This is a genomic window from Actinomycetospora soli (assembly GCF_021026295.1).
Lineage (GTDB): Bacteria > Actinomycetota > Actinomycetes > Mycobacteriales > Pseudonocardiaceae > Actinomycetospora > Actinomycetospora soli.
In genome coordinates this window covers 1-26,581 of the sequence record NZ_JAJNDA010000019.1, presented here as the reverse complement: position 1 = coordinate 26,581, position 26,581 = coordinate 1, and the positions used below count along the sequence as shown (strand labels likewise).

Below are 26,581 nucleotides of genomic sequence, written 5' to 3'. Positions count from 1 at the left end.
CGTCGGGAACGCCTAGTGCCAGGGCCAGTCGAGGACGACGCCACAGGTGGCGAGCCACGCGTCGAGGTCGTGGCCGTGCTCGGCGATGCCGGCGTGGGTGGTCGTCGCCGTGGTGAGGGCGCGCTCGGCGGGCTCCGGGGCGAGCACCCCGGCCGCGACGGCCTCGACGTACTCGTCGACGTCGAGCAGCTCGGTGCGGTCCCCGGTGTGGACGACGAGGTCCAGGTAGAAGTCGGTGGTCGTCCAGGTGTCGCCGTCGCGGTCGACGTCGGCGATGTCGACGTAGAAGTCCTGCAGCCGCTCGAAGCCCGGCTTGAAGCTGAAGTCGGTGACGCGGAGCCCGAGGTCGGGGAGGAGCCAGGACCGCATGTGCGTCAGGCTCGGGTGGTCGGGCATCGGGCGGGCGAGGTAGAGCCCGAACGGCTCGGTGCGGTAGAGGTCGACGGCGCGGACGAAGCCCTTCGGATCGGTGTTCGTGCCCTCGGCCACGGCGAACGTCTCGACCTTCGGGGGATGCAGCGCCACGGGGCGCGACCCTAACGAGGTCGCGCCGACGCTGGCCGACCGACGACCGGGACCGGGTCGGGCGGCTGCGCCTCGGTGACGACACGGCGCCCTGCGCGGCGCGGGGAATCGGTCTTGCCGTAGCCCGGACGGACGCTGGAACACACGCTCCGCCACCGCGATCATGTCCGCTGTGTTCGGCTTCCTCCGTCCGTGTCGTCATCACCTGGCGCCGGAGTTGCACGCGCGCTGGAGCGCCCACCTGTGCGGGCTGTGCCTGACCCTCCGCGACGAGGCCGGTCAGCTCGCGCGCGCCACGACCCACGTCGACGCCCTCGTCGTCTCCGTGCTGGCCGAGGCGCAGGGCGTGGTGGACGGTCGGCGCGCCGGGCCGTGCCCGCTGCGCGGGATGCGGGCCGCCGACGTCGTGACGGGGGACGGGGCGCGACTCGCGGCCTCCACCGCGCTGCTGCTGGCCGCCGACCGCGTCGCCGACCACGTCGACGACGGCGACGGCCTGTTCGCGTCCCGGCCCGCTGCCGCGGTCGGGGGCCGTGTGGCGACGCGGTGGGCCCGGGCCGGGTCCCGGACGGCGGACGGGGTCGGCTTCGACCCGGCCGCCCTGCTCGCCGTCCCCGCCCGGCAGCGCGAGGCGGAGCGGGGCGTGACGACGCTGGACCGGGTCACGGCACCGACGGAGGAGGCGGTGGGGCGGGCGCTCGCGCACACGGCGGTGCTCGCGGGGCGACCGGAGAACGTCGGGCCGCTCGACGAGGCGGGGCGCCTGCTCGGCCGGCTCGCCCACCTCCTCGACGCCGTGGCCGACCGCGCCGACGACGAGACCTCCGGCCGGTGGAACCCGCTGGCGGCCACCGGCACGTCGAGCCCCGACGCCCTCGCCCGGTGCCGCGCGGCGGTCGCGGGGATCGGGGCGGCCCTGCGGCGGGTGGCGCTGGACCCCGGCGACGCCCGGCGGCTGGCGCACCGGCTCCTGGTGCACGAGACGGCGCGCGCGGTGACCCGGGCGGAGCAGGCCTCCGAGCCGCCGCTCGCGCCGTGGGACCCGGCGCGGCGACCGGGCTCGGAGCCGCCGTCCGGCCCGTCCGATCCCCCCGAACCGGGTGGGCCGGGTGGGCCGGGTGGCCCGGACGGTCCGGCGGGGCCGGTCGACCCGCCCGGACCGCGGCGGGTGGGGCCGCAGCGCGGGCTGCTCGGCGGGTGCGCGGCGGCGGCCGGCCTGTGCTGCACCGGGCAGCTGTGCTGCGCCGACGAGTTCCCCGACCCGTGGACCGGGCAGCCGCGGCAGGGTCGCTGCGCGGACTGCGTCGACTGCACGAACTGCTCGTGCGACTGCTGCGACTGCTGTTCGGACTGTGGCGACGGGGACTGCTGCTGCTCGTGCGACTGTGGGTCCTGACCTGCGCGGACCGTGACTGTCGGGGGGTCGGGTTAGCCTCGTGTCATGGCGTTCGCGACCGAGGTCCCCGGTGCCGCCCGTGACCAGCACGAGCACGGGCAGGGCACGCTGCTCGACAACCCGGAGGGGCTGCCCGACGACGCCCTGGCCGAGTCCGAGTTCCGGCCGATCGGGGAGATCGAGCGCACGGGGGTGCCGTTCGAGGTCGTCAGCCCCTACCAGCCCGCGGGCGACCAGCCGGCCGCGATCGACGAGCTGGAGCGCCGGGTCCGGTCGGGGGAGCACGACATCGTGCTGCTGGGCGCCACCGGGACCGGCAAGTCGGCCACCACGGCGTGGCTGATCGAGCGGGTCCAGCGGCCGACGCTCGTCATGGCGCCGAACAAGACGCTGGCGGCGCAGCTGGCCAACGAGCTGCGGGAGCTGCTGCCGAACAACTCGGTCGAGTACTTCGTCTCGTACTACGACTACTACCAGCCCGAGGCGTACATCGCGCAGACCGACACCTACATCGAGAAGGACTCCTCGATCAACGAGGACGTCGAGCGGCTGCGCCACTCCGCGACGTCGAACCTGCTGCTGCGCCGCGACACCGTGGTGGTGGCGTCGGTGTCGTGCATCTACGGCCTCGGCACGCCGCAGTCCTACCTCGACCGTTCGGTGAAGCTCGAGGTCGGCGAGGAGATCGACCGGGACCAGCTGCTGCGCGCCCTGGTCGACGTGCAGTACACGCGCAACGACATGGCGTTCGCCCGCGGCACGTTCCGGGTGCGCGGCGACACCGTGGAGATCATCCCGGCGTACGAGGAACTCGCCATCCGCATCGAGTTCTTCGGCGACGAGATCGAGGCGCTGTACTACCTCAACCCGCTCACGGGCGACGTCGTGAACCAGGTGCAGGACGTCCGCATCTTCCCGGCCACGCACTACGTCGCCGGGCCGGAGCGCATGGAGCGGGCGATCAAGGCCATCGAGCAGGAGCTCGAGGAGCGCCTCGCGGAGCTGGAGAACCAGGGGAAGCTGCTGGAGGCCCAGCGGCTGCGCATGCGCACCAGCTACGACATCGAGATGATGCGCCAGGTCGGCTTCTGCTCCGGCATCGAGAACTACTCGCGACACATCGACGGCCGCGGTCCGGGCACCGCGCCCGCCACGCTGATCGACTACTTCCCGAACGACTTCCTCCTCGTCATCGACGAGTCGCACGTGACGGTGCCGCAGATCGGCGGCATGTACGAGGGCGACATGTCCCGCAAGCGCAACCTCGTCGAGTACGGGTTCCGCCTGCCCAGCGCCACCGACAACCGGCCGCTCACGTGGGAGGAGTTCGCCGACCGCATCGGGCAGACCGTGTACCTGTCGGCGACGCCGGGCGACTACGAGATGCGCCAGGCCGGCGGCGAGTTCGTCGAGCAGGTCATCCGCCCGACGGGCCTCGTCGACCCCGAGGTGATCGTCAAGCCCACCAAGGGCCAGATCGACGACCTCGTGGGCGAGATCCGGACGCGGGTCGACAAGGACGAGCGCACCCTGGTCACCACGCTGACCAAGAAGATGGCGGAGGACCTCACCGACTACCTGCTCGAGCTCGGGATCAAGGTCCGGTACCTGCACTCCGAGGTCGACACGCTGCGGCGCGTCGAGCTGCTGCGGCAGCTGCGGGCGGGGGAGTACGACGTCCTCGTCGGGATCAACCTGCTCCGCGAGGGTCTCGACCTCCCCGAGGTGTCGCTGGTGGCGATCCTCGACGCGGACAAGGAGGGCTTCCTGCGCAGCGAGCGGTCGCTGATCCAGACGATCGGCCGCGCGGCCCGCAACGTCTCGGGGCAGGTGCACATGTACGCCGACAAGGTCACCGAGTCGATGCAGTACGCGATCGACGAGACCGCCCGGCGCCGCGAGAAGCAGATCGCCTACAACACCGAGCGGGGCGTCGACCCGCAGCCGCTGCGCAAGAACATCGCCGACATCCTCGACCGCGTCTACCGTGAGGCCGAGGACACCGAGGTCGAGATCGGCGGGTCCGGCCGCAACGCCTCCCGCGGTCGTCGGGCGGCGGGCGAGGCCGGCGGCACCCGGGGCCACTCGGGCGTGGTGGAGCACCGCGACACCAGCGGCATGGCGCGCGCGGAGCTCGCCGACCTCATCCAGCAGCTGACCGACCAGATGATGTCGGCGGCCCGCGACCTGCAGTTCGAGTTGGCCGGGCGCCTGCGCGACGAGATCGCCGACCTCAAGAAGGAGATGCGGGGGATGGACGCGGCCGGGGTGAAGTAATTGACCTCGAGGTACAGAACGGGCTAGCGTCCTCGTCATGGGTCGGCCACGCACCTTCGACGAGGACGCGGCCGTGGACGCGGCGGTGGACCTGTTCTGGACGAAGGGCTACCGCGCCACCACGCCCGCCGAGCTTGGCGCCGCGATGGGCCTGGGCAAGGGGAGCGTCTACCACGCGTTCGGCTCGAAGCACGAGCTCTACCGACGGGCGCTCGCGCGGTACGTCGAGGGTCAGCGGGCGCAGTTCCTCGAGATGCTCGCCGGCCCCGGCCCGGCAGACCAGCGGCTCCGACGCGCGCTCGGGCTGGTCCTCGACGTCGGCTCCGACGCCCGCGGCTGCCTCGTGACCACCACGGCGGTCGAGTCGTCTCCGGACGACGAGGTCGTGGCGGAGTTCGTCCGCGGGGTGCTCGCCGGCCAGCGGGAGGCGCTGCGTGCCGTGATCGAGGACGGGCGGCGCACGGGGGACCTGCCGCGGGTGGACGGATCGCTCGATGCCGGCGTCGCGGCGGACGCGGTCCTCGCGCTGCTCAACGGCGCGCGCGTCCTCCAGCGCATCGGCGCCCCGCCGACGTCGCTCGTCGACGCCGCGATGCGTCTGATCTGACGTCCGTGCGGGCGCGCCGACGCCTGCCGTCGTTCTGTACCTATGGGTCAACAAAGGAGATCGGGACATGGATCTGCACCTGACCGGGCGCACGGCCGTCGTCACCGGGGCGAGCCGAGGGATCGGGCTGGCCACCGCCGAGCGGCTGACCGAGGAGGGTGCCCGGGTCCTCGGCGTGGCCCGACGGTCCACGCCCGAGTTGGACAAGGTCGCCGACGAGGTGGTCACGGCCGACCTCGCCCGGCCGGAGGGGGCGGACGCCGTCGCCGACGCTCTCGAGGGGTGGGCTCCTGCCGGGATCGACGTCCTGGTCAACAACGCCGGTGGCATCGTGTCCGGTGGCCCGGATCCCGCGCACCTCGGTGGCTTCGCCACGATCTCCGACACGGCCTGGCAGGCGACGCTCGACCTCAACCTGCTCAGCGCGGTCAGGGTCACCCGCGTACTCATCGACGCGCTGCTCCGCCGACGGGGAGTGATCGTGAACGTCTCGTCCATCGGCGCGCGGATGGCCCACCCGCCCGTCGACTACGGCGCAGCGAAGGCGGCCATGACCAACCTGACGAAGGCGCTCTCCGAGGAGTACGCCCCGAGGGGAATGCGGGCGGTGACGGTGAGCCCCGGCCCGACGCGCACCGGCAACTGGACGGATCCGGCGAGCATGGCGGGCGACCTCGCACACCGGGAGGGGCTCGAGCTCGACGAGTTCCTCGCCCGGCTCCCCGGCGAGATGGGCATCAGCACCGGACGGCTCGCCGAGCCCGAGGAGACCGCCGCGACGATCGCGTTCCTCGCCTCCCCGCACGCCGCGAACATCACGGGCATCGACGTGGTGGTCGACGGGGGAGTGCTGAAGACCGTCTAGGCGAGGAGCCCGGCGGCCACGCGGAGGTCGGCGACGAAGCCCGCCCGCATCTCGTCGCCGTCCTGACCACGGGCCGGGTCGGCCCGCAGGATCGCCGACGGGTGGATCGTGGGCACCAGCGTGGTGCCCTCCCACTCCCGGGCCTCGCCGCGCTCGCTCGTGATCCGGAACGACGAGCCGAGCAGGGCCTTGCCCGCGGTCGCCCCGAGGGTGACGACGACGTGCGGGCGGACCAGCGCGAGCTCGCCGTCCAGCCACGGCCGGCAGGCACGGACGTGCCCCACCTTCGGCGTCTGGTGGATCCGGCGGTTCCCCTGGCGACGGAACGAGAAGTGCTTCACCGCGTTGGTCACGTACGCGTCCTCGCGCGCGATCCCCGCCTCGACCAGGGCGCCGTCGAGCAGCTTCCCCGCGGGTCCGACGAAGGGGGAGAGCTGGCGGTCCTCCTGGTCGCCGGGCTGCTCGCCGACGAACATCATGCGGGCGGTGGTCGGGCCGGTGCCGAACACCGTGCCGGTCGTGCCCTCGTACAGCTCGCAGGCGGTGCAGGCGGCGGCGCGTTCACGCAGGTCGTCGAGGGTGAGCGCATCGGACACGGCGGTCGCCGGGTCGGGTGTCGACGACTCCGGCTCGGTGGAGAACAGGGGCTCGGTCACCGACCGGGGGTGCCCACCAGCACCTCCGGACACCCGGCCCGTCTCGCGAGAGGTACACCAGGCAGCCCGGCGGGTCGCAGAACCTGCCCTACGTACACCTCGCGCCGGGGGGCGGTGGCGCGGGCTCAGTCCGTCCGGCAGGCCATGATCAACGACGACCGCAGGGTCCCGTCGGCGCGGCGATAGTGCCGGTCGCGCAGGCCCTCCACCACGAACCCCGTCGCGGCGTACAGCGCGATCGCCCGCGCGTTGTCCGGCCACACCTCGAGGTCCACCTTGTGCGCCTCGCCGGCCCGGGCCCACGCTAGGGCCGCGTCCACCAGCGCCCGCCCGCCGCCGCGGCCGCGGCCCGACGGCAGGATCGCCATGCCCAGCCCGAACACACCCCGGGTGCGCGGCGTCAGGGACAGGGACCCGACCACGGTCCCGTCCTCGACCAGCACCCACGCCGCGCCCACGCCGCCCGCCACGAGGTCGGCGTACGCCGTGGCCCGGGCCTCGACGTCGACCGGCGGCTGCGCCCCGAGCACGTCCTCCGGCGCGACCGCGGCGACCACCGCCGCCATCGCCGGCGCGTCCTGCGCCACCGCCCGCCGCACGTCCACGCGGCGAGCCTGCCCGGACCGGTGCGCGGACGCTGCCCGTGGGCCGACCGCCCGGTTATGCTCTGCGCCACAGGAGGTGCGCGTGGTGGACGACGGCGTCTGCGCGGTGACGCGGAGTACCGATCTCCGCCAACACGCGCGCCTGCTCCACCAGGCCCACGACGCGCGGCTGTCCGGTGGACGCGTCACGACGGGCCTGCGTCGGGTCGTCTCCCGGTCCTGGGACCGGATGCTCGCCCTCGGTGTGACGCCGGACGTGCGGTCGCTGCCCGACCCGGCCGCGCCCGAGGTCGTCGAGCGCCGCCGCGCCGAGTCGCCCATCTCCGGTGTGCTGCCGCAGCTGCGGGCGAGCCTCACGGCGGTGGCCGAGGACGCCGAACACATCATGGTCATCACCGCGGCCGACGGCTTCGTGCTCTGGCGGGAGGGCGCCAGCCGGGTCGCCCGGCTGGCCGAGGGCCTCGGGTTCTCCCCGGGCGCCGACTGGACCGAGGAGTCGGTCGGCACCAACGCCATCGGCACCGCGCTCGCCGAGCACGCCTCGGTGCAGCTGTTCTCCGCCGAGCACTTCGCCCGCGCGCAGCACCCGTGGACGTGCACGGCGAGCCCGATCCACGACCCGCGCACCGGCGAGATGCTCGGCGTCGTCGACCTGTCCGGCCCGGCGCCGACGGTGCACCCCACCACGGTGGCGCTCGTGCACACCGCGGTGCGGCTCGCCGAGTCCGGCCTGTGGGCGCAGCACGAGCAGCGGCTCGACTCGCTGCGCGCCGTCGCCGCCCCGCTGCTCGCCCGGCGCGGCGGCCCCGCGCTCGTGGTGGACGACCACGGGTGGGTCGCCGGGGCCACGGGACTGTCCCCGCGCGACCGGGTGGGCGTGCCGCGGGCGGGCGAGGTCATGCTCGTCCACGGTCTCGGTCCGTGCCTGCCCGAGCCGGTGCCCGGCGGGTGGCTGCTCCACCCCACGAGCGCGCAGGAGGGGTCGACCCGCCTGCGGCTCGACCTCGCCGCCGACCCGCCCGTCGCCGTCGTGGAGGGCCGCGAGACGTGGCGGCACACGTTGTCGCGCCGCCACCTGCAGATCCTCGCGCTGCTGATGCGCGCGGGCACGACGGGTCTCGACGCCGCCGCGCTCAGCCGCGCGCTCTACGACGACGCCGACCACCTCGTCACCGTGCGCGCGGAGCTGTCCCGCCTGCGCCGGGTGCTGGGCAACCTCGTCGTCGCCCGGCCCTACCGGATCGCCCCGGGCGTGGGCGTCGAGGTGCCCCCGCCCGACGTCATGGCCGGGCTGCTCGGCCCTGCAACACCGCTGCAACGCTTCCCGTGACCCCGGTCACTCGCCTGGGATGGACACATCCCGAGCGAGGAGGACCGAATGAAGGCTGCCCGCTTCCACGGACGCGGTGACGTCCGCGTCGAGGACATCCCCGAGCCGCACCCGGCACCCGGCCAGATCCAGGTCGCCGTCGAGTGGTGCGGCATCTGCGGCACCGACCTGCACGAGTTCCTCGACGGTCCGATCTTCACCCCGACCCCGGACGCGCCGCACCCGCTGACCGGCGGCGCCGTCCCGGTCACGCTCGGGCACGAGTTCTCCGGCGTGGTCGCCGAGGTCGGCGAGGGCGTGACCGGCCTGCGCGAGGGCGACCGCGTCGTCGTCGAGCCCTACGACGTCTGCGGCACCTGCGTGGCCTGCCGCGACGGCCGCTACAACATCTGCCGCCGGCTCGGGTTCATCGGTCTCGACGGCGACCAGGGCGGGTTCGCCGAGAAGATGGTCGTGGACGCCCGGTGGGCGCACTCGATCGAGGGCCTGACGACCGAGCAGGGCGCGCTCGTCGAACCGCTCGCCGTCGGCTACCACGCGGCGAAGCTCTCCGGCCTGGAGCGCGGGGGCACCGCGGCGGTCTTCGGGTCCGGGCCGATCGGGCTCGTGACGGCGGCCGCGCTGCGCGCCACGGGCGCGGGTCAGGTGATCGTCGTCGAACCCGCCGAGGCCCGGAAGGCCAAGGCGCCCGGGGCGGGCGCCGACCACGTGCTCGACCCCACCGAGGTCGACGTCCCCGAGGCGATCCGCGAGCTCACCGGCGGCCGCGGCGCGGACGTCACCTTCGAGTGCGCCGGCATCGACCAGGTCCTGGCGAGCGCCGTCGCGTCGACCGCGCCCGGCGGGACCTGCGTCAACGTGTCGATCTGGGGCCACCCGGCGACCTTCGACGTCAACTCGCTCGTCTTCTCCGAGATCAACCTCGTCGGCTCGCTCGCGTACGCCAACCGGCACGCCGAGGTGATCGAGCTGATCCGCAGCGGCACCGTCGACGTCGAGCAGTTCATCACCGGCCGCATCGCCCTGGAGGACATCGTCGACCGGGGCTTCCGCGAGCTCATCGACCACAAGGAGACCAACGTGAAGATCCTGGTGCACCCGTGAGCGCCCCGGGGACGAGGACCGCGATCGTCACCGGCGCGGGACGTGGCATCGGCGAGGCGATCGCCCGCCGGCTCGCGAGCGACGGCTTCGCCGTCATGGTGTCCGACATCGACGAGGCGACCGCCCGACGCACGGCCGACGCCGTCACCGCCGACGGCGGCCGCGCCGCCGCCCACGCCGCCGACGTGTCGGACCGCGACGCGTGCTTCGCGCTCGTGGCCGCGACCCGCGAGGCGTTCGGCGGGCTCGACGTCATGGTGTCCAACGCCGGCATCGCCCAGGTGAAGAACCTGCTCGAGGTCACGCCCGAGGACCTGCAGCGGATGCTCGCGGTCAACGTGGGCGGCGTGCTGTGGTGTCTGCAGGCCGCCGCGGAGACGATGATCGAGCAGGGCCGCGGCGGCAAGATCATCTCGGCCGCCTCGATCGCCGGCCACCAGGGGTTCGACCACCTCGGGCACTACTCGGCGTCGAAGTTCGGCGTCCGGGCGCTCACGCAGGCGGCCGCGAAGGAACTGGCGCGGCACGGCATCACGGTCAACGCGTACTGCCCGGGCATCGTCGACACGACGATGTGGGAGGAGATCGACGCGGGGCTCGGCGGCTACCTGGGCACCGGGAAGGGCGAGGCGTTCGCGCAGTACTCGCAGCTGATCGCCCTCGGCCGGCCGCAGACCGCGCAGGACGTCGCCTCCTACGTGTCCTACCTCGCGAGCCCGGACGCGGACTACATGACCGGTCAGGCCGGGATCATCGACGGCGGGATCGTCATGAGCTGAACGACGACCTGATCGGGGCGCGCCACCCCGGGGCCCTGGAGTTGCGTGCCGGGGTGGCGCGAGTAACATCGCCGTCATGATCGCGCGGGCGGAGGTAGTACCCCAGCGCGTCGGGTGAGCCAGGCTCCCGGCGCGCACACCACGGCGCGCCCGTGAGCTCCCGTGGACGAACTCCCGAGACCTGGCTCGGATTCCAGACAGCGGATCCCAGCACGTCCAGGAGCATCGTCATGACCACGCTCGAGCCCGCCCGTATCCCCGCCGCCGACCTCGAGCGGGCCGTCAACGGTCCCGGTCGCCGCGCCTCGCGTCTGCCCCGCCCGTTCACCATGGTCACCACCGGCGGGATGACCGGCGTCATGGCGCTCGCCTCGTCGCTGTGCGAGCTCGGGTACCGGGTCCCGGACTTCGCCGTCGACGTCCACGAGGGCGTGTCCTGCACGAGCATCAGCTGCACCGTCGCGCTCACCACCGACGAGTGCGCGGCCTTCGCCGACACCGTCCGCAACCTGCCGGGCGTCGAGTCGGTCGAGCCGTACTGACGGCGCCGGGCGGTCGAGCCCGCAGCGAAATCGGTCGCGACGGCGAGCGGGGTCGTCCTAGCGTCGGGCCGATGCGCCCCCACACTTGACTCCCCGCCGAGCGCCGTCCGTACCCGGCTCCGGCGCTCCGCCTCGACGACCCGCCGACCGCGAGCGGGTTGCTGCGGGCGCTGCTGCGCGCCCGGCCCGGCCTCGTGGCCGCCACCGTCGTGGTCGGCACCCTCTGGCTCGTCCCCGGAGCCCTGGTCCCGCTGGTCGCGGGCGAGGCCGTCGACGCCGGGATCGCCGGCGGTGACACGACGGCGCTGCTGCGCGGCGCCGGTCTGGTGCTCGCGCTCGGCCTGGCGCAGATGGCCGCCGGCGCCGTCCTCGACTTCCTGTCGCACGGGATGTGGCTGCACGCCGCGTCGAGCACGCAACGCCGGCTGACGAGCCACGTCCTCGGGCTCGGCGCGTCGCTGACCCCGCAGGTCGGCAGCGGCGACGTCACGGCCGTGACCACGTCCGACCTCAACAAGATCGGCAACCTGTTCGACACCGCCGGCCGCTTCGTCGGGTCCGTGGTCGCCTTCGGCGTCGTCGGCGCGGGCCTGCTCGCCCGCTCGCCCCTGCTCGGGGTGGTGGCGCTGGTCGGCGTGCCGCTGGCCGTCGTCGGGATCGGCCCGCTGCTGCGGCCGCTGCAGCGGCGGCGGGACGCCCAGCGGACCGAGCTCACCGCCGTGAACGCGCTCGCCGCCGACATCGTCGCCGGCCTGCGGATCCTGCGGGGCGTCGGCGGCGAGGCCCGGTTCGCGGCCCGGTTCGGCGACGCCACCGCCCGGGTCCGCACCGCCGGGCTCGGGGTGGCCCGCAGCACCGCGTCCCTCGCGGCCGCCGAGGTCCTGCTCCCGGGTCTGGTGCTCGTGGCGATCACCTGGCTCGGGGCCCGGCTCGCCGTCGCGGGGACGATCAGTCCCGGCGAGCTGGTGGCCGTCTACGGTGCGTCCGCCTTCCTCGTCGTCCCGGTGACGACCGCGACCGAGGCGGCGGCGTCGCTGGCCGCCGCCCGGGCCGGCGCGAAGAAGGTCGCCCGCCTGCTCGCGCTGCGCCCGCTGCTCACCGACCCGGGGGAGGCGGCCGAACCGCTGCCACCGGGTCCGCTCGCGGTCGCCGACCCGACGACGGGGCTGGAGGTCCGGGCCGGCGAGCTCACCGTCGTCGACGCCGGGGCCGACGCCTCCGCGGTCGCCGCACGACTGGCCCGCTTCGTCGACGGCGGGACGGTCGAGGGCCGTGGCACGGACACCGTCGCGGTCGCCGACCTGCGCCGCCGGGTGGTGCACGCCGGCCCGGAGGACCTGTGGTTCTCCGGGGTGCTGCGCTCCGAGCTGGTGCCGTGCGGGGACCTCACGGTCGCCGACGCGCTCGACGTCGCCGCCGCGACCGAGATCCTCGACGGGTTCCCCGACGGGCTCGACGAGGTCCTCGGGGAGCGCGGCCGCGAGGTGTCCGGCGGGCAGCGCCAGCGCCTGGCCCTGGCCCGCGCCCTGCTCACCGACGCGGACGTGCTCGTCCTGGAGGAACCGACCTCGGCGGTCGACGCCCACACCGAGGCCTGGATCGCGACGCGCGTCGCGGCCCGGCGGCGCGGACGGACCACCGTCGTCCTCGCCCAGACCGCGCCGTGGCGCCACGTCGCCGACCGCACCGTCGACCTGACCCGCGTCCTCGAAGGGAGCACCTCGTGACCACCCCGGTCCTCGGCTACGCCTCCGGCCGGGAGGCCCTCCGGTGGGCCGCGGCCGTGCTGCGGGCCCGCCGGCGCCGGTTCCTGACGGCGACGGGGCTCTTCCTGGCGGCCTCGGCCGCCGGTCTGGTCGGTCCGCAGCTCCTCGGTCTGATCGTCGACGAGGTCGCCGGTGGCGCGGGCTCGACGGCACGGATCGACGTCCTCGCCGGCATCTTCCTGGCCGCCCTGCTGCTCACCGCCTGGCTGCGCCGTGCGGCCCGGTGGCGGGCCGGCGCGCTGGGGGAGGACCTGCTGGCCGCCAACCGGACCCAGCTCGTCGACCGTGCCCTGGCGCTGCCCCTCGGCCAGGTCGAGGCGGTCGGCACCGGCGCGCTGCTCTCCCGCGCCACCACCGACCTCGACCGCGTCGACTCGGCCCTCCGGCAGGGGCTGCCCGAGATCGTGACGGCCGTCGTCACGGTGGTGCTGACGATCGTCGCGATGATCGTGACCTCGCCGCTGCTCGCCCTCGCGCTGCTGGTCGGCGTCCCCACGATCGTGCTCCCGACCCGCTGGCTCTGGCGCCGTCTGCCGCCCGCGCAGGCTCGGATGCTCGACGCGTGGGCCCTGCTCGCCTCCCGCGCCCACGAGTCGACCTCGGGGGCACGCACCCTCGACGCCCTCGGGCGGATCCCGGCCCGGCGGCGCGGCGACCACGCGGCGCTCGACGGCGGGGTCGACCGTGAGCGGGACCTGCGCGCCCTCTACGTCCGGTGGACGCCGTGGCTGGAGATCTCGCACGCGCTGCCGCTCGCGGCGGTGCTGCTGCTCGGCGGCTGGGCCCACACCGAGGGCCTGGCGTCGCTGGGCACCGTGACGACGATGGTGGTCTACACCCAGGCGCTCGCCACGCCGCTGGACACGGCGCTGTGGTGGGTCGAGGACCTGATGGTCGCCTCGACCGCCCTGCGCCGCGTGCTCGGGGTGCGGGTGCCGCCGCGGACGGCCGCCGGACCGGTCGGACCGGTCGGACCGCCGACCCGTGCCGGTCTGGAGGTCGAGGGCGTGCACTTCGCCTACCGCTCCGGGCGCCCCGTGCTGCGCGGCGTCGACCTCCACGTCCCGCCCGGCGAGCGGTGGGCGGTGGTCGGCGGGTCCGGCGCCGGCAAGTCGACGCTCGCGCGGCTCGTCGCCGGTATCTCCGTTCCCGACGTCGGGTCGGTGCGGGTCGGCGGGCGAGAGGTCACCTCCCTCGACGACGACACCCTGCGCTCGGAGGTGCTCCTGCTGACCCAGGAGCACCACGTCTTCACCGGCTCCCTGCGCGACAACCTGCTCCTGCCCGCCGGCACGTTCACCGACGACGACCTCCGCCGGGCCCTCGCCGTCGTGGGACTCGAGGACTGGACCGCCGGGCTGCCGGACGGCCTGGACACCGTGGTCGGCGCGGGCGCCCGCGCCGTGTCGGCCCCGGTGGCGCAGCGGCTCGCGCTCGCCCGGGTCGTGCTCGCCGACCCCGGGACCGTGGTCCTCGACGAGGCCACGTCCCTGTTGGACTCGGCGTCGGCACGCCGCACCGAGCAGGCGCTCGAACGGGTCCTGGCGGGCCGCACCGTCGTCGCGATCGCCCACCGGCTCCACACCGCGGCCGCCGCGGACCGGGTGGTGGTCATGGCCGACGGGCAGGTCGTCGAGCAGGGTCCGCCGGCCGACCTGCTCGCCGCCGGGGGCGAGTACGCGAGGTTGGTGGCGGCCGCGTCGTGATCGGGCCGGGCGTGAGCCCGGTGGTCGCCCCGCCGACGGGCGCACACTGGAGGCATGGCTGACCAGGACCGTGCCCGCGGGGGCGACCGCAGCGACGGGGGATGGCGGCGGGAGGACCCGGGCCCGGGCCCGCTGTTCGAGGACCTCCTCGGCCGGCTGGTCGACCTCGACCTCGGCACGCTCTTCGGCGGCGCGTTCGACGAGGACGGGCCCCGGGACGCCGAGCGACGCGACGAGCCGCGGCAGGACCCGCCGTCGGGAACGCGGACCCGGCGCACCCCCACCCTCGACCGGCACGGGCGCGACCTCACCGCCGACGCCCGGGCGGGGCGGCTCGACCCGGTGATCGGGCGCGACCGGGAGCTCTCGCAGGTCCTCGAGATCCTCGCGCGGCGCAGCAAGAACAACCCGGTGCTGCTGGGGGAGCCCGGTGTCGGGAAGACCGCGATCGTCGAGGCACTGGCGAGCCGGATCGTCGCGGGCGAGGTGCCGGCGGCGATCCGCGACGCCCGGGTGGTCACCGTCGACCTCGCGGGCATGGTCGCGGGGACGAAGTACCGCGGCGAGTTCGAGCAGCGGCTGACGGCGCTCGTCGCCGAGGCCTCGCACCCCGACACGATCCTGTTCGTCGACGAGCTGCACGCGATCGTCGGGGCGGGGTCCGCCCAGGAGTCGCCGATGGACGCGGCCGGCATCCTCAAGCCGGCCCTGGCGCGGGGCGAGCTCCGGCTCGTCGGCGCGACGACGACCGCCGAGTACCGCCGCCACGTCGAGCCTGACGCCGCGCTGGCACGTCGGTTCGCCGCCGTCGACGTCCCGGAGCCGAGCCCCGCGCAGACGATCACGATCCTCGACGGGCTCGCGTCGAGCTACGAGGCGCACCACGGCGTCGTGCTGCTCCCGGCCGCCCGGCGGGCCGCGGTGGAGCTGACGGCACGGCACGTCCGCGACCGCTTCCTGCCCGACAAGGCGATCGACGCGATCGACCGGGCCGCCGCGCGCGTGCGCACCCGGGAGCCGGAGGGGCGGCCGACCGTGACGGCGCAGGACGTCGCGCAGGTCGTCGCCGACCTCACCGGCCTCCCGGTCGCCGACCTCACCGAGGACGACCGCTCCCGCCTGCTCGACCTCGACGCCCGTCTCCGCGCGCGGGTCGTGGGGCAGGACGGCGCGGTGGACACCGTCGTCGACACGGTGCTCGCCGGCCGCGCCGGCCTGGCCGACCCGGAACGGCCGCACGGCGCGATGCTGTTCGTCGGCCCGACCGGCGTGGGGAAGACCGAGCTGGCCCGGGCACTGGCCGACGCCCTCGGCACCGAGCTCGTCCGGTTCGACATGGCCGAGTTCGGCGAGGCGCACACCGTGTCGCGCCTGACGGGGGCGCCGCCCGGCTACGTGGGCCACGACCGGCCCGGCGAGCTCGCCGAGGCCGTCCGCCGGCACCCGGCGTCGGTGGTGCTGTTCGACGAGATCGAGAAGGCGCACGCCGACGTCGTGGCGGTGCTGCTCGGCGTGCTCGACGCCGGTCGGCTCACCGACTCCCACGGGCGGACCGTCAGCTTCGCCGACACCGTCCTGATCATGACCTCGAACCTCGCCGCGGCCGAGCTGAAGGTCGTCGGGGACGACGGAGACCCCGAGGACGCCCGGGAGCCCGTGATGCGGGTGCTGCGGCGCTCGCTGCGCCCGGAGCTGCTCGGCCGGATCGACGACGTCGTGCTCTTCCGACGCCTCACCCCGGACCTGCTGGCCCGCGTGGTCGGCCTGGCGCTCGACACCACCCGCGAGCGGCTCGCCGCGCAGGGCATCACCTTCACGGTCGAGCCCGCCGCCCTCGCCGCGCTCGCGGCCCGCGCCGACCCGGCGTCGGGGGCCCGCGGTCTGCGGCAGGTCGTGTCCCGCGAGGTGGAGCGCCCGCTCTCGCGCCGGATCGTGGCCGGCGCGGTGCGGGACGGCTCCCAGGTGGTCCTCGACGGCGAGCTGAGGCTGGAGGTGCGCTGACGCGCCCGTGAGCAGTTGTGACGGTGATAGCCGTCAGAAGTACTCACGGGGCCTCCGGCCACCTCACTCGACCGTCACCGACTTCGCCAGGTTCCGGGGCTTGTCGATGTCGCGGCCGAGCGCCGCGGCGCAGTGGTAGGCGAACAGCTGCAGCGGGACGCCGAGCAGGATCGGGTCGAGCTCCGGCTCCACGCGCGGCACCCGGATGACGGCGTCGGCGAGCCCGTCGGGCAGGTCGGCGTTGGTCACCGCGATGACGGGGCCGCCGCGGGCCTTGACCTGCTCGATCGTCGAGATGTTCTTGGCGACCAGCTCGTCGTCGGGCACCACGATCACGCACGGCATCGTCGCGTCCACCAGCGCCAGCGGCCCGTGCTTGAGCTCGGAGGCGGCGTACGCCTCGGCGTGCACGTAGGAGATCTCCTTGAGCTTCTGCGCGCCCTCGCGGGCCACCGCCGACCCCCGCACCCGCCCGAGGAAGAACATGGACCGGGCGTCGGCGTACCGCTGCGCCACCGCGGCGATCTCGTCCTCGACCCCCAGCGCCAGGTCGACCGCGTCCGGCAGTCGCCGCAGCCCCTCGACCAGCCGGGTGCCGTGCGCGGCGGACAGGTCGCGCACCCGACCGAGCAGCAGCGCGAGGAGCGCGAACGACGTGGTCATCGAGCTGAACGCCTTCGTCGAGGCGACGCTGACCTCCGGCCCGGCGTGCAGGAACATGCCCGCCCCGCACTGCCGCGCGATCGCCGACCCGATGACGTTCACGCAGCCGACGACCCGCCCGCCCTTGCGCTGCAGCTCCTCGACCGCCGCCAGGGTGTCGATGGTCTCGCCGGACTGGCTGACCGCGACGTAGAGCGTGTCCGGGTCGACCAGGGGGTTGCGGTAGCGGAACTCGCTCGCCTGCTCCGCGTCGGCGGGGACGCGCGCGAGCTCCTCGACCAGCGCCGCGCCCATCTGGCCCGCGTAGTGCGCCGACCCGCAACCGAGGAACGTCACCCGCCGGATCCCGCGGAGCTCGCGGGGATCGAGGTGCAGGCCGTCCAGCCGGGAGGTGGCGAAGCGGCTGTCCAGGCGGCCGGCCAGCACCCGGCGCAGCGCCGCGGGCTGCTCGTGGATCTCCTTGGAGAGAAAGTCCGGGTGGCCGTCGAGGTCGTAGGCCTCGTCGTCGACGTCGACCGTGGTGGGCGGGCCGAGGCGCGAGCCCTCGTAGCCGGTCGCGGTGATCGTCGCGATCTCGCCGTCGGCGAGGAAGACGACCTGGCGGGTGTGCCGGACCAGCGCGGCCACGTCGCTGGCGACGAACATCTCGCCGTCGCCGAGCCCGAGCACGATGGGGCTGCCGTTGCGGGCCACGACGAGCTCGTCGGGCCGGCGCGCGTCGAGGACCACGAGGCCGTACGTGCCCTCGACCGTGCGCAGCGCCTCGCGCACCGCCGCCTCGAGGGAGTCCTGCTGCTCGACGGCCTGCGCGATCAGGTGGGGGAGGACCTCGGTGTCGGTGTCGCTGGCGAGGGTGATCCCGTCGGCGACCAGCTTCGCCCGCAGCTCCTCGGCGTTCTCGACGATGCCGTTGTGCACCACCGCGATCCGCCCGGCGGCGTCGGTGTGCGGGTGGGCGTTCCGCTCGCTCGGCTCGCCGTGGGTCGCCCACCGCGTGTGCGCGATCCCCGTCCTCCCCGACGACGGGTCGTGCCCCACCTTGGCGCGCAGGTCGTCGACGCGGCCGACCGCCTTCGTCGTGCGCAGGGCCTTGCGGTGGGCGACGGCGATGCCGGCGCTGTCGTACCCGCGGTACTCGAGACGGGCGAGCCCGTCGACCAGGATGCGCGCCGCCGGCCGGTGACCGACGTACCCCACGATGCCGCACACGGCTCTGCCCCTATCCGTAGACGATGCGCCGCAGCTGCCGCTCGCTGACCTCGCCGGCCCGGACGGGTCGCGCGGAGAGCTCCGACGCGATCACCGCCCAGATCTCGGCGTTGCGCCGGTCGCGGGCCTGCAGCTCCCGGTGGCGTCGCCGGACGTACTCCTCGGTGGTCTCGGAGAAGTACGCGACGACGTCGGCCACCACCCGGGCGGCGACCGGTCCGGGGAGACCCGTCGACGCGGACACGTTCCGCACCAGTTCCGGGTCCACGGGGCAGGAGCCTGCCCGGCTTCGACGATTCAGGCCAGGAGTTTGCCCGCTATCGGGCAGACGTCGACCCGGTATACCGGGCCGACGGCCGGATGATCGTGGAGCTCCGGGTCTGCTCGAGCACGTGGGCACACCAGCCGACGACCCGGCTCACCGCGAACGTCGGGGTGAACATCTCCCGCGGGATCCCGGCCAGCGACATCACCACGCCCGCCCAGAACTCCACGTTGACCCGCAGCTCCCGGCCCGGGCGGTGCTCGGCGAGCAGCGCCTCGGTGCGGTCCTGGGTCCGGGCGGCCAGCTCGACGAGCGGCCCGCCGATCGACTCGGCCACCTCGCGCAGCATGACCGCCCGCGGGTCGGCCGTCCGGTACACCGCGTGCCCGAACCCCATGACGCGGTCGCCCGCCGCGAGCTTCGCCCGCACGTACGGCTCGATGCGGTCGGCGGTGCCGATCTCGTCGAGCGCCTCGAGCGCCCGGTCCGGGGCACCCCCGTGCAGCGGCCCCACGAACGTCCCGACCGCCGCGACCACGGCCGACGCGACGTCCGTGCCCGCCGACGCCGCCACCCGCGCGGTGAAGGTCGAGGCGTTGAAGCCGTGGTCGATGGTGAGGACGAGGTAGCGCTCCACCGCCGCGGCGAGGACCGGGTCCGGCTCCACGCCGTGCAGCGCCCACAGCCACGCCGCGCCACCGTGCAGGTCGTCGCGCGGCGCCACGGGGTCGAGCCCCTGCCGACGGCGCCACAGGGCGGCGAGGACCGTCGGGGTCACCGCGACCACGCGAAGGGCGTCGTCCCGACGACGGGCCGGGGCGGCTCCCCAGGTCGGCTCGAACCCGTCGGCCTCGGCGAGGACGCAGAGCGCGGCGCGCAGACCGGCGAGCGCGTCGAACCGGGCGCCCGCGCCCGCGACCTGCGGCAGCACCGCGGAGACGGCCGGCGGGAGCGACCGGTGCACCGCGAGCTCGGCCCGCAGGCCTGCACCCAGGTCGTCGGGGAGGTTCCCGTCGAGGACGAGCGCCGCGGCCTCGTCGAAGGAGTGCGTGCGGGCGAGGTCGACCGCCGACCGCCCGCGGTAGTGGTAGGTGCCCTCGGCGCCGAGCACGTCGCCGATCCCGGTGTCGGCGACGACGACGCCGCGGAGTCCGGGCGGCACATCCAGAGCAGGTGTCATGCCGGAGACGGTCCGCCTGGGCGATCAATGTCGTCAATCTTGATATCGTCAACCCGTGCGGACGTTGACGACCACCGAGGCCGCCGCCCGGCTCGGGGTCAAGCCCGAGACGCTCTACGCCTACGTCAGCCGCGGGCTCCTCACCTCGCAGCGCGGCACCGGCGGGCGGCCGAGCACCTTCGACGCCGACGAGGTGGACGCCCTGGTCGCGGGCCGGGGCCGCCGCCCGACGGGTGTGGCGGAGACGATCACCACCCGGCTCACGCTCGTCGAGCCCGACGACGTGATCGTCCGCGGCCACCGCCTCGTCGACCTCGCACGCACCGAGACCCCGGACCGCGTCGCCGCGCTGCTCTGGCTCGGGTCGCTCGACGCGCCGCTGCCCGGGGCCGATCCCGACGAGGCCGTCGTCGCGACCGTCCGCGACCTCGTGGCGGGGATGCCCGGCGACCCCCGACCGGTCGACCGGCTGCGCCTCGCCGTGGCCGCCCTCGCGCCGAGCGACCCGTGGCGTTTCGACCTCGACGCCGCCGCCGCGAGCGGCCTGCGGTGCTGGCGCGGCATGACGGCGGCCCTGGGCGGGCTCTGGCCGGCGCTGTCCGACCGTCCGGAGGCGCCGGACGTGCTCCGGACCGCCCTCGTGGTGCTCGTCGACCACGGCCTCGCCGCGTCGACGCTGGCCGCGCGGGTCGCGGCGAGCACCCGGGCGCACCCGTACGCCGTCGTGTCGGCCGGGCTCGGGGCGTTGGACGGTCCCGTGCACGGGACCGCCTCGACCGCCGCGTACCGCTTCCTCGCCGAGGCGCTCGACGACCCCGCCCGCGCCGTGGCCGACCGGCTCCGCGCGGGGGAGCGGCTCCCCGGGTTCGGGCACACGATCTACCGGGAGCGGGACCCGCGGACGGCGGTGCTGCTGGAGACGATCGCCGGGACCCGCGAGGCCGACCTCGTGGCCGCGCTCGCGGCCCAGGTCGCGAACCGTCCCGGCCTCTTCCCCAACGTCGACCTCGGTCTCGCCGCGATCATGCACGCCCACGGGATGCGCCCCGACGCCGGCGAGGCGATCTTCGCCGTCGCCCGCACCGTGGGCTGGATCGCCCACGCCCTCGAGCAGTACGCGGAGCCCGGGCTGCGGTTCCGCGTCACCGGCACGTACGTCGGCGAACGGGCGTAGCGCACGACTCACGTCCCGCAGCCCTGTCACGCCGGGGCCCCGGCGCGCGATGATTCACTCGGCAGGTGCGGAACACTCCGAGGGCGGCGAGGTAGCGCGTGGTGGCACAGGCGACATCGGCCGAGGGCGACGCCGCGAGGCAGGACGAGGCCGGTCCGGTCCACCCCTACGTCGAGGCGCTCACCGGGCTCCCCGGCGTGGAGCACGTCGCCGTGGTGGACGTGTCGGGGCAGCGGGTCCTGGGGGAGTGGGGCGGCCCGGCGGGATCGGCCGACGCGCTCCTGGAGCGGGCCCGCGCGGCCGCCGACCGGTCCGGGCGCCGCGAACTCGAGGACGTCGTCTCGACCACCCCGTCGGCGATCCACCTCTCACGGCTCGTCCTGGCGGGCCCGGGCCACCCCGAGTCGGTGTGGGTGGGCCTGCGCGTCGACCGCGCCCAGGGGAGCCTGGCGTGGTCGCGGGCCGCTCTCGCCGGGCTGGACCACCCCGCCGGGCTGCCCCGGATCCCGGTCCCGCGCGCCGCGCCGGACCGGCCGGCCCCGACGCACCCCGAGGCCGGGCCCGTCGTGCCCGCCCAGCGGATCGTGCCCCCGCCGCCGGCCCGCACGCCGACCGTGGTGCGGCCCGTCGCCCCGCCTCCGCCCCCGCCGCGGGCCCACGTCACGCTCACCGCGCGCACGGCCCCGCCGCCGGCGGTCGTTCCTCGGCCCCCGGACGTGGCGCCGGCCGTGGAGGCCCCGGACGTCCCGGTGACCACCGAGACCGCGATCCCGGAGCCGGCGACGACCGTCGAACTGGCGTCCCCGGCCGCGTCGCCCCGCCTCGAACCGACGCCCGCGCCGGCTCCCGTGGCCGCTGCCGCGCCGACTCCCGCGGCCGCTGCCGCGCCGGCCGTCGCGCCGACCCCGGAGCCCGGTCGACGCAGCTCGTTCGCGCCGGTCATGGTCGTGGCGGCCCCGCCCGCCCCGGTCCCGGACGACGGCAGCTTCGAGGAACCGGCACCGATGCCGGCGCCGATCGTCTACGCCCCCGACCCCGCCGCACCTGGGCCCGCCGTCCCCGCGTCGGCCGTCCCGGCGGCGGCCGCGTCCGCGCCGGTCGAGGAGCGCGCCGTCGACGACACGGTCGGCGTCGAGGCCGAGGCGGCTCCGGTGGCGGAGGCCTCGGAGGCCCTGGAGGCCCTGGAGGCCCCGGAGGCCCAGCCCGACGAGCCGAGGGTCGCGCGGCGCCTGTTCCACGGTCTCCGCCGCCGCGGCTGAGTGCCGCGGCGGCGGGCCCGCCCCGTCGTCAGCTGGTGATGTCCTTGCGCCGGAACCACCAGACCGCGGTGGCGCCGAACGCCGTCGCCCACACGAACGCGGCGAGGACGCCCTGCGCCATCTCGGTGCCGTCGACGTCCGCGGTGAGCAGGTCGGTCCACGCGAACGCGTAGTGCGTCGGCAGGACGTTCCGGATCGACCCGAGCGCGTCCACGGTGTCGAGGATCTGCGACAGGATCGACACGAGCACCGCCCCGCCGACCGCCCCGAGCGGCGCGTCCGTGGCCACCGACAGCAGCGTCGCCACCCCGGCGACCCAGGTGAGCTGCAGCGCGATGTACACGGTGGCCAGGAGCAGCCGGAGCACCCCGGTGCCGTACGCGAGCGTCTCCCCGGTCGGCGACGCGAGCGCCCCGTCGCCGTAGACCAGCGTCCCCAGCGCGAGCGCCACCAGCGGCAGGACCGCGATCACGGTGATCGACAGCAGCCCGGCGACGATCACCTTCTGCCGCAGCAGCCGCACCCGCGGCACCGGCACCGCGAGCAGGTAGCGCAGCGACGACCACGACGCCTCGCTCGCCACGGTGTCCCCGAAGAACAGCGCCACGACGACGACGAACAGGAAGCTCGCCGACGAGAACAACGCGAATACCACGAAGTTGGGCCCCGAGGTCTGCGCCAGGTCGGTGAGCGACAACCCGGCCTGGCCGGACGAGTCGTCGCCCACCGAGAACGCGATCCAGAGGATCACCGGGAGCAGCGCGAACAGTCCCAGGGTGATCTGGGTGCGTCGGCGGCGGAGCTGCCGGAGCAGCTCGATGCGGACGGGCAGGGTCCGTCCCGACGAGGCCTCGCGCGGCCCCAGCCGGTGGTCCGCCAGCTCCGAGGTCATCGGCTCTCCTCCCCGATCAGCGCGAGGAACGCGTCCTCGAGCCGCCGCCGCGGGCCCACCCCGACGACGTCGACGCCCGCCTCCACGAGCACCCGCACGACGGCGGCCCGCTCGGTCTCGGTGCTCCCGCTCTCGGCGATCACCACGTCCTCCCGTTCGGGGTCGGCCTCGGCGGCGAACCCGGCGTCGCGCAGCGCGACCACGGCGCGGTCCCGGTCGCCCGCGACCGCGACGGCCACCTGGCCGCCCGCCACGAGCTCGGCGACCTCGCCCGCGGCCACGACCTCGCCGCGGTGCATCACGACGACGTGGTCGCAGGTCTGCTCGACCTCCGCCAGCAGGTGGGACGAGACCAGCACCGTCCGGTGGCCCTCGCTCGCGTACTGCTTCAGCACCTCGCGCATCGCGTGGATCTGGGGCGGGTCGAGCCCGTTGGTGGGCTCGTCGAGGACGAGGAGGTCGGGCAGCCCGAGCATGGCCTGGGCGATCGCGAGGCGCTGGCGCATGCCCTGCGAGTAGGTCCGCACGACGCGGTCCACCGCGGTGCCGAGCCCCGCGATCTCCAGGGCCTCGTCCATCCGCGCCTCGCCGATCGGCCGCCCCGTCGCCGCCCAGTACAGCTCCAGGTTCGCCCGGCCCGACAGGTGCGGCAGGAACCCCGGTCCCTCGACGAACGACCCGATGCGGCCCAGCACCGGCGCGCCCGGCGTCACCCGGACCCCGAAGACCCGCAGCTCACCCGCCGTCGGGCGGAGCAGCCCCATGAGCATCCGCAGCGTCGTCGTCTTGCCGGCGCCGTTCGGGCCGAGGAGTCCGAGGACCTGGCCGCGCTCCACCCGGAACGACACGTCGCGCACCGCCGTGAACCCGTTGCGGTACTGCTTCGCGAGGTTCCGGACGACCAGCGGGACGTCCACGAGCTCCGGGTCGACCGCGAGGTCACCGCCGGGCTCCAGGTCCCGGCGACGGCGGCGGGCCGCCACGACCCGCCCGACCACCACCGCGGCCACGACCCCGAGCAGGAGGATCCCGATCGCCACCAGCGGCCCGGCCGGGACGGTCGAGCCGCCGGTCTGCTCGCCGGGCACCTCGGGGACGGACAACGTCGGGTCGGCCAGCGCGATCCGGTACACGGCCGGGTCGGCGGGGGAGGCGAAGCCCTGGTCGGTGGTCGCGATCGCCACCTCGAGGCGGTGCCCCGCCTGCACCGTCGCCGCGACGGCGGGCAGCGTCACCGTCACCGTCCGCGTGCCACCCTGGGCGGGCAGTCGCAGGGGCGCCACCGCGTTCCCCAGCAGGCTGCGGGTGTCCGGGGCACCGTTCTGACCGGGCGCGACGTCGTAGACCTTGCCGAAGAGCACCGGCCCGGAGGAGGGCGCCGGCGCGCCCGGCGCCGCCGACCCCGTCGTCGTCACCGCGATCCGCACCTGCGGTGAGCCGGAGACGATGGTCCGGTCGGCCAGCGGGGCGGTGCGGAACGTCGCGGCCTGGCCGGGGAGGTCGGCCGCGAGCCGGCCCAGCAGGGCGCTCGCGCCACCGCCGCCGCCGGCACCGCCGCCGGAGCCCCCGGAACCGCCCGAGCCACCCGAGCCGCCGTCGTCCTCGTCGTCCCCGTCGTCCCCGCCCCCGGAGCCGCCCGCCGCGCCGCCGGCGAGCGCGGACAACCCCGGGATCGAGGAGATCGACCCGGGCACGCCACCCGCGGGCGCGACGACGGCCTGCTCGTCACCGGTGAGCGCGAGACCGGTCCGCGGCGCGACCTGCGGATAGGCCGGCGCGGTCACGGTGCGCTGGGTGGGCGCCGAGCGGCTGCGCACCCCGGAGGGCAGGACGTAGGTGAAGTCCGCCGGGGGCGCCGAGCCGGCGCGGAGCAGCCAGTGGTCGAGCCACGCCGAGATCCGCGCGTTCGTGCGGGAGTCCGGGGACCCGCCGTCGTGACCGCCGTTGAACCAGGCCACGGCGACGGTCCCGCCGCCCGAGGCGATGGCGCGGGCGTTGGCGTCGGCCTGGTCGAGGCCGAAGAGGGTGTCGTTCTCGCCCTGCACCAGCAGCGTCGGCGCCTGGATGCGGTTCGCGACCGAGGCGGGGGAGGAGCGCTGCAGGTAGGTCGCGAGCGCGGCCGGCTCGCGTCCCGTGCGGACCGCCTCGACGTAGCCGGCGCAGACCTCGGGGAGGAAACGGCCGCAGACGTCCGGGGCCTGCCCGGACCCGGTCCGCGTGCCGATGCCGAAGAACAGCGACGCCCACGACCGCTTGAACACCCCGTCCGGCGCGTCCGCCCCCACCGCGGGCGTGGTGGCGAGCGGCCCGGTGGCGGCGTTGTTCGGGAACAGGGCCTGCCCGAGGTCGTTCCAGGTGATCATCGGCACGGTGACGTCGACGCGGCGGTCGTCGGCGGCCAGCAGCAGTGCGAGGGCGCCGCCGTAGGAGCCGCCCATGACGCCGACCCGAGGATCCCCGGGGCCGTCCTTCGTCACCTCGGGCCGCGCGGCGAGCCAGTCGATGAGCTGCGAGGCGTCCGCGACCTCGTAGTCGGGGTTGTTCAGCGCGATCTGCCCGGTGCTCTGCCCGAACCCCCGCGCCGACCACGCCAGGACCACGTAGCCCCGGGCGGCGAGGCTGCGCGCCTCCCCGGCCACCGACCGCTTGTCCGCCCCGAAACCGTGGGCGAGCAGCATCGCGGGCGCCGGCGTGCGGGCCGGCAGGTACAGGGTCGCGTCGAGGGACTGGGGCTGGTCGCGGGCCGGGCCGTCGCGGACGTCGATCCGCAGGTCCTCGGTGCGGACGGTGCCGGCCCCGTCGTCGGTCGGCGTCTGCGCGGGCGCCGCCAGGGCCGGCGCGGCGAGGAGCACCCCCAGCAGCACGACCAGGGGCAGCACGAACAGGCGGATCACCACCGGAACCCTAGGTGCCCGCGGTGTTGTCGGCGTGCGGCGGCGGGGTTGCGCGCCACCGAGTGAAGTGAGCGACACCCCGGGTGTTTGCTGAGGATCGGTAATGGAATAGTCCGCGGCGGAGGGGAGTATCCCCGGAACGCCTGCGAGCGCCTCGTCAGCACGACAGCCGGAAGATGTCCGGGGCGCACGGTGCGCCGACCCGTGTCGGGTCGCGCGCGGGAGAGACCTCCGGTGTGGTGCCGACCTTCCCACCGGAGGATTCCGTGTTGCTGTCTGCTGTGCCGGGGCCCGTCGTGGCCACCGAGGGTGAGCCGTTCTGGGTGTGGGCTCTCACGATCGCCGGGTTGGCGGTGATCTTCGCGATCGACCTGTGGGCGGGCCGTAAGCCCGCCGAGGTCACCATGCGCCAGGCCGGCCGCGGGGTGGCGATCTACGTCGGCCTCGCGGTGCTCTTCGCGGCCGGTGTGCTCGTGTTCGGCGGTCAGCCGAAGGCGACGGCATTCATCGCGGGTTACGTCACCGAGTACTCGCTGTCGGTGGACAACCTGTTCGTGTTCCTGCTGATCATGACCGCGTTCGCGGTGCCCAAGGCCTTCCAACACCGGGTCCTGCTGGTCGGCATCCTCATCGCACTGGTGATGCGCGGCGGATTCATCCTCGCCGGCGCCGCCGTCATCGAACGCTTCTCCTGGGTCTTCTACCTCTTCGGCGCCTTCCTCGTCATCACCGCGGTCAAGGTCTGCCTCGAAGGCAACGACGACGACGACGAGGAGGAGTACCGGGAGAACATCCTGCTCCGCGCCGTGCGCCGCATCGTCCCGGTCACCGAGGACTACCGCGGCGCCCGGCTCACCGTCCGCGAGGCGGGCCGACGGATGATCAC

Annotated in this window: 22 protein-coding genes; 14 read left to right on the top strand and 8 right to left on the bottom strand. The window is 75.1% G+C overall.

Features of this window, described 5'->3' with window-relative positions:
• Window positions 1-12: 12 nt before the first annotated feature.
• Window positions 13-525: a ribonuclease FAU-1 family protein gene (locus LN037_RS24970; protein ID WP_230758551.1), complete on the bottom strand. Its 513-nt coding sequence runs from the start codon at window positions 523-525 to the stop codon at window positions 13-15.
• A 163-nt stretch (window positions 526-688) separates the two neighbouring features.
• Between LN037_RS24970 and LN037_RS24965 the strand changes: the two genes are divergently transcribed.
• From LN037_RS24965 to LN037_RS24950, 4 genes are all read left to right on the top strand, one after another.
• Window positions 689-1,921, top strand: a complete 1,233-nt coding sequence (locus tag LN037_RS24965; RefSeq protein WP_255694901.1) for a DUF5685 family protein — start codon at window positions 689-691, stop codon at window positions 1,919-1,921.
• Between the two features lie 45 nt (window positions 1,922-1,966).
• Window positions 1,967-4,198: an excinuclease ABC subunit UvrB gene (uvrB, locus tag LN037_RS24960; protein WP_230758546.1), complete on the top strand. Its 2,232-nt coding sequence runs from the start codon at window positions 1,967-1,969 to the stop codon at window positions 4,196-4,198.
• 37 nt (window positions 4,199-4,235) lie between these two features.
• A complete protein-coding gene (locus tag LN037_RS24955) occupies window positions 4,236-4,805 on the top strand; it encodes a TetR/AcrR family transcriptional regulator (RefSeq protein WP_230758543.1) in 570 nt (189 codons plus the stop codon).
• Window positions 4,806-4,872: 67 nt separating this feature from the next.
• A complete protein-coding gene (locus LN037_RS24950) occupies window positions 4,873-5,670 on the top strand; it encodes an SDR family oxidoreductase (protein WP_230758542.1) in 798 nt (265 codons plus the stop codon).
• On the opposite strand, the gene LN037_RS24945 is transcribed toward LN037_RS24950, so the two are convergent.
• Window positions 5,667-6,326 (bottom strand): UdgX family uracil-DNA binding protein, encoded by a 660-nt coding sequence (locus LN037_RS24945; RefSeq protein ID WP_230758539.1) that lies wholly within the window; start codon window positions 6,324-6,326, stop codon window positions 5,667-5,669. The genes LN037_RS24950 and LN037_RS24945 overlap by 4 nt on opposite strands.
• A gap of 125 nt (window positions 6,327-6,451) precedes the next feature.
• Window positions 6,452-6,931 carry a GNAT family N-acetyltransferase gene (locus LN037_RS24940; RefSeq protein ID WP_230758537.1) on the bottom strand — a complete coding sequence of 160 codons (480 nt, stop codon included), beginning with the start codon at window positions 6,929-6,931 and terminating at the stop codon, window positions 6,452-6,454.
• An 85-nt stretch (window positions 6,932-7,016) separates the two neighbouring features.
• On the opposite strand from LN037_RS24940, the gene LN037_RS24935 reads away from it, so the two are divergent.
• From LN037_RS24935 to LN037_RS24905, 7 genes are all read left to right on the top strand, one after another.
• Complete coding sequence (locus LN037_RS24935) at window positions 7,017-8,261, top strand: helix-turn-helix domain-containing protein (protein ID WP_372460529.1); 1,245 nt, start codon at window positions 7,017-7,019, stop codon at window positions 8,259-8,261.
• Between the two features lie 48 nt (window positions 8,262-8,309).
• The gene (locus tag LN037_RS24930) at window positions 8,310-9,365 is read left to right on the top strand and encodes a 2,3-butanediol dehydrogenase (protein ID WP_230758535.1); all 1,056 of its coding nucleotides are present in this window, start codon (window positions 8,310-8,312) and stop codon (window positions 9,363-9,365) included.
• Window positions 9,362-10,144 carry an acetoin reductase gene (locus tag LN037_RS24925; protein ID WP_230758534.1) on the top strand — a complete coding sequence of 261 codons (783 nt, stop codon included), beginning with the start codon at window positions 9,362-9,364 and terminating at the stop codon, window positions 10,142-10,144. Before LN037_RS24930 ends, LN037_RS24925 begins: the two co-directional genes overlap by 4 nt.
• A gap of 230 nt (window positions 10,145-10,374) precedes the next feature.
• Window positions 10,375-10,686: a hypothetical protein gene (locus LN037_RS24920; RefSeq protein WP_230758532.1), complete on the top strand. Its 312-nt coding sequence runs from the start codon at window positions 10,375-10,377 to the stop codon at window positions 10,684-10,686.
• A gap of 158 nt (window positions 10,687-10,844) precedes the next feature.
• A complete protein-coding gene (locus LN037_RS24915) occupies window positions 10,845-12,413 on the top strand; it encodes an ABC transporter transmembrane domain-containing protein (RefSeq protein WP_230758530.1) in 1,569 nt (522 codons plus the stop codon).
• Entirely contained in the window at window positions 12,410-14,158 is a 1,749-nt protein-coding gene (locus tag LN037_RS24910; protein WP_230758527.1) for an ABC transporter ATP-binding protein, read from the top strand. The genes LN037_RS24915 and LN037_RS24910 overlap by 4 nt, the downstream gene beginning before the upstream one ends.
• A gap of 54 nt (window positions 14,159-14,212) precedes the next feature.
• On the top strand, window positions 14,213-16,159 hold the full coding sequence (locus LN037_RS24905) for an AAA family ATPase (RefSeq protein ID WP_230758524.1): 1,947 nt from the start codon (window positions 14,213-14,215) through the stop codon (window positions 16,157-16,159).
• A gap of 63 nt (window positions 16,160-16,222) precedes the next feature.
• Here the strand turns inward: LN037_RS24905 and glmS are convergent, their stop codons facing one another.
• From glmS to LN037_RS24890, 3 genes are read right to left on the bottom strand one after another with little or no spacing between them, the layout of a single operon-like run.
• Window positions 16,223-18,031: a glutamine--fructose-6-phosphate transaminase (isomerizing) gene (gene glmS, locus LN037_RS24900; protein ID WP_230758521.1), complete on the bottom strand. Its 1,809-nt coding sequence runs from the start codon at window positions 18,029-18,031 to the stop codon at window positions 16,223-16,225.
• A gap of 10 nt (window positions 18,032-18,041) precedes the next feature.
• A complete protein-coding gene (locus tag LN037_RS24895) occupies window positions 18,042-18,299 on the bottom strand; it encodes a hypothetical protein (RefSeq protein WP_230758518.1) in 258 nt (85 codons plus the stop codon).
• 49 nt (window positions 18,300-18,348) lie between these two features.
• On the bottom strand, window positions 18,349-19,476 hold the full coding sequence (locus LN037_RS24890; protein ID WP_230758515.1) for a citrate/2-methylcitrate synthase: 1,128 nt from the start codon (window positions 19,474-19,476) through the stop codon (window positions 18,349-18,351).
• Window positions 19,477-19,531: 55 nt separating this feature from the next.
• Between LN037_RS24890 and LN037_RS24885 the strand changes: the two genes are divergently transcribed.
• Both LN037_RS24885 and LN037_RS24880 read left to right on the top strand, forming a co-directional pair.
• Window positions 19,532-20,650, top strand: a complete 1,119-nt coding sequence (locus LN037_RS24885; RefSeq protein WP_230758512.1) for a citrate synthase — start codon at window positions 19,532-19,534, stop codon at window positions 20,648-20,650.
• Between the two features lie 101 nt (window positions 20,651-20,751).
• Window positions 20,752-21,909 carry a hypothetical protein gene (locus LN037_RS24880; RefSeq protein WP_230758510.1) on the top strand — a complete coding sequence of 386 codons (1,158 nt, stop codon included), beginning with the start codon at window positions 20,752-20,754 and terminating at the stop codon, window positions 21,907-21,909.
• A gap of 28 nt (window positions 21,910-21,937) precedes the next feature.
• On the opposite strand, the gene LN037_RS24875 is transcribed toward LN037_RS24880, so the two are convergent.
• Complete coding sequence (locus LN037_RS24875) at window positions 21,938-22,801, bottom strand: ABC transporter permease (RefSeq protein WP_230758508.1); 864 nt, start codon at window positions 22,799-22,801, stop codon at window positions 21,938-21,940.
• Window positions 22,798-25,698, bottom strand: coding sequence for an alpha/beta fold hydrolase (locus LN037_RS24870; protein ID WP_230758506.1), 2,901 nt, complete (start codon window positions 25,696-25,698; stop codon window positions 22,798-22,800). The genes LN037_RS24875 and LN037_RS24870 overlap by 4 nt, the downstream gene beginning before the upstream one ends.
• A 263-nt stretch (window positions 25,699-25,961) precedes the next feature.
• Here LN037_RS24870 and LN037_RS24865 point away from each other — a divergent pair.
• Window positions 25,962-26,581, top strand: a 620-nt coding sequence (locus LN037_RS24865; RefSeq protein WP_443611902.1) for a TerC family protein, incomplete at its 3' end; no start/stop codon positions are given.